Source organism: Candidatus Cloacimonadaceae bacterium (genome assembly GCA_030693415.1).
Lineage (GTDB): Bacteria > Cloacimonadota > Cloacimonadia > Cloacimonadales > Cloacimonadaceae > JAUYAR01.
This window is the reverse complement of record JAUYAR010000082.1, coordinates 1-5,540: the sequence shown is the minus strand read 5'-3', so window position 1 is coordinate 5,540 and position 5,540 is coordinate 1. Positions and strand designations below refer to the sequence as shown.

The window sequence follows — 5,540 nt, the reverse complement described above, 5'->3', positions numbered from 1 at the left end:
AAATCTGTAGTCAACCCACAAATCTGTAACCGATCCTGCGGGCAAGAACCGACGGGGACGTCGGTAATTCCATATCATGGAACGCCGACGTCCCCGTCGGCGACACGAAGCTCTATCCCTATGCGAAAATAGCGATGAGCTTGACACATCTGCAAATTACGTAAACCATCCACAAATCTGTAGTCAACCCACAAATCTGTAACCGATCCTGCGGGCAAGAACCGACGGGGACGTCGGTAATTCCATATTCCTTTCCACCGAGCTTACATGACCGCTGTCAAATATCTTGACAGTTATCCATATTCCTGCAAGAAGGCACGGACGTAATAAATCCCATATATTAATCATAATAGACAAAGGAGCAGTATATGCTAAAGTTGACCATCGCGCTGATGATCGTCGTTTCAATGATGCTGGTTGCATGCAACCGCAATACAGCGCCAACCATCGAATCGACCATCATTGATCACAATTACTCACTGGTTCGGATGGAATACCGGCAGTTATACCAAAACCGGACAGCGCTTTACAATAACATGCATTGGGCTCCGGTCGATGAAAACGGGGTCTCACTCTTTGCCTTTCAAGGACAAGATTACTATCATCCGGTGATGATCGGACAACGTTGTCAACAAGCTTTGAGCGACTTTAACAACACCAACGACCAACGCTATCTGAACTATGTGCGGGCATCGATCGAGGCTCTCAGCCAGCGCGCCACAAGGCTTGAAGACAAGATTCTTTTTCCTTATGAGTTCGACTACCCAGCCGGGATGACAAATATTACCTACATCGCTCCCTGGTATTCCGGCATGGCGCAGGGAATCCTGCTCTCATTGTTTTCCCGGATGTATTATCTCACGGGAGAAACCCGCTACCGCGAACTGGCGGATTCCACCTTAGCCACGCTCAGGGATCTGGACAGCCCCATTCCCTGCGTCTATATTTCCAAAGGCGATACACTGGGCGTGGCGGATGGCTATTATTGGGTGGACGAATATCCCCATCCCACGCAAAGATTTGTGCTGAACGGTTCGATCATCGGTTCCTTCGGACTCTATGACTATTGGTGGGTCTTTGGCAACAAGAAAGCAGCGCGTTTCTTCAGCAAACAAATGACCACCGTGCGGGACAATATCCTGCTTTATCGCAATCCCGCCGGCAAAAGCTATTACTGCCTCAAGTTCCGGTTTCCAGACCCCCTTTACCACGCTTTGCATCAGATTCTGCTCAACCAATGTTTCATCTATACCGGAGACCTCTATTTCCAAGCGGTGAGCCAGTTACTCTATACGGATTTTCACTAAGGGAAGCAGAATATTCTTGACATATCTCCCCTCTGCTATTTTTGAAGGCAAATTACAAAAACATATAAGGAGAAACTGGTTTATGCTAAAAGTTTCGATCGCTCCCGATGGAAGAGAATACAGGATGCCCACGGAGGAAGAAAGCGCAAGAGAATGTGAGGTTTTGAAACAAATTACGGTGGAACAGCGCAAGCTGAGACGCCAGATCGTGGCAGTGCAGGGTCTCGGTTTCGTAGGCTGCGTGATGGCATCCGTCGTTGCCGACGCCACCGACAGGGACGGCAATCCCATTTATTATGTTCACGGACACCAAAGAGCCTCAAAGCGCTCTTTCTGGAAAGTTCCCGTCATCAATTCCGGCATTCCGCCGGTGAGTTCTTCCGATCCGGAAGTTCCCCAGATCTTTCACCGCACCGTGGTGGAAAAGAAAAACTTTCGCGCCACCAGCGAGGACTATGTTTATAGCCTCGTGGACATCGTGGTCGTGGACATCCAGCTCGATGCCACCAAGCCCGCCTTCGGTGAAGCTGAAAAAGGCTATTGCGATATCACCGCTTTCCGCGAAGGCATCCGCACTTTGGGGCAAAACATCCAACCCCATTGCATGGTGCTTGTGGAAACCACTGTCCCTCCCGGAACCTGCGAAAAGGTCGTCAAGCCCATCCTCGAGGAAGAATTCGTCAAACGCGGCATCGATATCGCGAAGAATCCTCCCCTCGTCGCCCACTCCTATGAAAGAGTGATGCCGGGCGCCAAGTATGTGGCTTCAATCCGAGATTTCTGGCGCGTCTTTTCCGGAGTGAACACCCAGAGCATCGAGCTTTGTCGCGAGTTTCTCTCCAATGTCCTTGACGTGGAAAACTTTCCTCTCACCCAGCTTGACAGCACAAACGCTTCCGAGCTTGCCAAGACGATGGAAAATTCCTACCGTGCCGCAAACATCGCTCTCACGCTTGAGTGGGCACGCTTTGCCGAAAACATCGGTGTGGACATCTTCAAGGTTCGCGATGCCATCCGCAAACGCCAAGGCACACACGACAACCTTTTGCGCCCCAGCCTCGGAGTCGGCGGATATTGTCTCACCAAAGATCCCGTGCTGGCAAATTGGGCGATGAAGACCCTCTTTGAGATCGACGATACTCTGGACGTCGCCATCCGTTCGGTTAATATCAACGACACCATGCCCCTGCATACCATCCAAATCGTGAAAAAGGAATTTGAGACCCTGCGAAACCTCAGAATCGCCATCCTCGGCGTTTCCTATCTGGAAAACGTGGGCGATACTCGCCACTCTCCCTCCAAGACCTTGGTGGAGTTTCTCAGAAAGGACTTTGCCATCGTTCTCACCCATGATCCCTATGTGGAAGCATGGCCAGAGCTTGAGGAATCCAAGGTGGAAAGCGATCTGGCGGAGGTTCTTCCGAAAGCAGACGTCGTCATCTTCGCCGTTGGACACGATCAATACAAGCATCTCTGTCCTGCTGAACTTGTGGCTCTCTGCGGCACCAAACCCCTCATTGTGGATTGCTCCAATTTCCTCTCGGACGAGACCATCGCCACATACAAGAAGCTTGGCTGCAAAGTCCGCGGTGTGGGCAAGGGTCATATCATCGACTGATAGATCTGGGAGGGTGGAGCGTAGCTTTGGTGGAAAGGTGGAAGAGTGGAAAGGTGAGCTGCGCCAATGACGAGTTGGGAGGCGAACACCAATAGTAAGAAATAAGACAAATGAGTTTAAGGGGTGGGTATCGGCTTTGAGATGGTAGATGAGTATTGTTGCGACCGCATTCCGGTTTTAACATACTCATTCCACCCTTTCATCTTTTACCCTCTTCACCTTCGCAGCAGTGGCATGCTGCGCTACCGGCATACCTTTCCACCATCAAAAACTTCTTGCCAAAAACCGGCACGCTATCAGGCTGGCAACAAAATCGCATCCCCCATAGGAGGTATGATGAACCAGTCCACGCCAAACCCCGCGAAAGTTGAGCTCAACTTCAAGCCTATACGTATGAAGCTCCATTTCGCAATCATCCTGTTTGTACTGCTATCCGCTTTTGTTCTCTATTTTTTCATGCCGGTCATTTCCATCCGTTTTGTCGGATGGGCGGTCGCTCTGGCATTTTGCATGCTGCCGTTTTTATCCGTGAAACGCATCGGCAAGATCGTCAGGATCGCTTATCTGTTTCTGGCGTTGTTTATTGTGTTGGCTCCGATTGTCTCCTCCGGAGTGTTTCGGGCAAGGAGTTATCGCAACCTCATCGGCGAGGTCAAATCCACCGATTTCACCGAGCTTATCTCTCCGATCAAGCTGGATCAGATCCCGGTCGTGGATCGATCTTTCGCCGCTTCCCTGGCGGAAAAGAAACTCGGAGACGATTTTGCCCTCGGAAGCCGTGTGACCTTGGGTTGGCCCACCCGCCAGATGGTGAAGGGTGAGCTCTATTGGGTGATCCCGCTTTTGCACAGCGGTTTCTTCAAATGGATGACCAATATCTCCGAAGGCACGCCGGGTTATATCATGATCTCCGCCACCAATCCCCAAAAGATCGACTTTGTGCGCGAGATCAATGGCAAGCCCATATTGATCAAATACCAGGCAAACTCCTATTTCAACCAGAATCTGCACCGCCATCTATATCTGAACGGATATGTCACCAGAGGCGTGGGCGATTATACTTTCGAGATCGACGACGATGGCGAACCATATTGGACGGCAACGGTTTATGACCACAAAATCGGTGTGCTCGGTTCCGAAGCGGTCGCTTTGGCAGTGGTGCATGCCGGCACGGGAAAGATCAGCCATTATCCGATGATCAAAACCGCTGAGGGTTGGTCGGACGAAAAGATCCCCGCCTGGATAGATCGTGTCCAACCGGCGGAATTTGTCCTGCTTCAGCTTGACTGGTGGGGGAAATATGTTCGTGGTTTTTGGAATACTGTCTTCGGCAAGCGCGACATGCTGATGGTAACCGAAGGCTATAATATCATTTACGGAAATGACGAACGCAGCTATTTCTACACCGGCATGTCCAGCGTCGGAAACGATGAAGGAACGGTGGGATTTATGCTTACGGACACTCGTTCCAAGCGCACGCATCTCTATCGAATGAGCGGCGCCACAGAATACGCGGCACAAATGAGCGCGCAAGGCAAGGTGCAAAACTTCAAGTATTCGGCGACCTTTCCCATCCTCGTGAACATGAACGGCATCGCCACCTATTTCATGACGCTCAAAGACAGCGCCGGCTTGGTGAAGCAATTTGCCTTCGTCTCGGTCAAGGACTTCAGCATCGTGGGCGTGGGAGAATCCATCAAAGCCGCACGGGACAACTATCAAATGACGCTTGCCAGCAGCCGCATCGGGACAATTCCAGAAGGTACCGCACAAAAGATAACCTTCACCGGCACGATTGCTCGCGTCGGGGTGGACATCAAGGAAGCCAGAGCGTATTATTACATCAGTATTTCCGAAAAACCAGGCAAGATATTCATCGCCACCACGAATCTTTCCAGCTACCTGCCAATCGCCAAAGCAGGCGACACGATCAGCATCGAATACCTCGAAACCGAGGACTTGGAGACCAATCTGACCGCCTTGAAAATCACTAACCTGGAATAGCTTCTCCTCTATCCCAACCCCTTCCGGGAATCCGTCAGCATCGCTTTGCTGCTCACCAAGAGCGGGTCTGCCGAGATTTCCGTCTATAATCTGAAAGGTCAGCGGGTGCGAAGCATCGTTACGCCAAACCTGCCCGCAGGGAAAAACCTCTTCACCTGGGACGGGAAAGACGCTCGCTGAAAGCGTTCCGCACCCGGTATCTATCTCATCCGCGTCTCGACCGGCAGTCATAGTTCGTGTATAAAGTGGTGAATCTCCGCTAAACCGCGGTCTTTCCCCCCTGTTTTATATCAGCTTATCCTTCAATGACTTATACTAATTCGCTTGCATAAATCCAAATTATGATTATAGTATCTCCAGAACAACAATAGCTGGAGGTACAGATGAACCGTATCCATGTTAACGACACATTGCCTGCTGAAGAGCTAAGGCATAGAATGCTTACCAGTAAGGACATCCAAGAGCATAACCGTTGGCAGGCCTTGTATTTGGCCAAATCCAAAGCGTTATCAGCTAAAGAACTTGCAGATATGATTGGCGTCTCAGTATATACGATCAACAAGTGGGTATACAATTACAATCGTATAGGCGAGGAAAGTGTTTACAGTCAG

General features: G+C 50.5%; 4 protein-coding genes and 1 pseudogene. All 5 read left to right on the top strand.

Annotated features, from left to right (window positions below):
- Positions 1-368 precede the first annotated feature (368 nt).
- Complete coding sequence (locus tag Q8M98_05115) at positions 369-1,307, top strand: D-glucuronyl C5-epimerase family protein (protein MDP3114141.1); 939 nt, start codon at positions 369-371, stop codon at positions 1,305-1,307.
- Between the two features lie 82 nt (positions 1,308-1,389).
- Complete coding sequence (locus Q8M98_05110; protein ID MDP3114140.1) at positions 1,390-2,925, top strand: nucleotide sugar dehydrogenase; 1,536 nt, start codon at positions 1,390-1,392, stop codon at positions 2,923-2,925.
- 333 nt (positions 2,926-3,258) lie between these two features.
- Positions 3,259-4,929: a hypothetical protein gene (locus Q8M98_05105; protein MDP3114139.1), complete on the top strand. Its 1,671-nt coding sequence runs from the start codon at positions 3,259-3,261 to the stop codon at positions 4,927-4,929.
- An 18-nt stretch (positions 4,930-4,947) separates the two neighbouring features.
- Positions 4,948-5,109, top strand: a pseudogene (locus Q8M98_05100) (FlgD immunoglobulin-like domain containing protein).
- Positions 5,110-5,312: 203 nt separating this feature from the next.
- Positions 5,313-5,540, top strand: a 228-nt coding sequence (locus tag Q8M98_05095) for a helix-turn-helix domain-containing protein (protein MDP3114138.1), incomplete at its 3' end; no start/stop codon positions are given.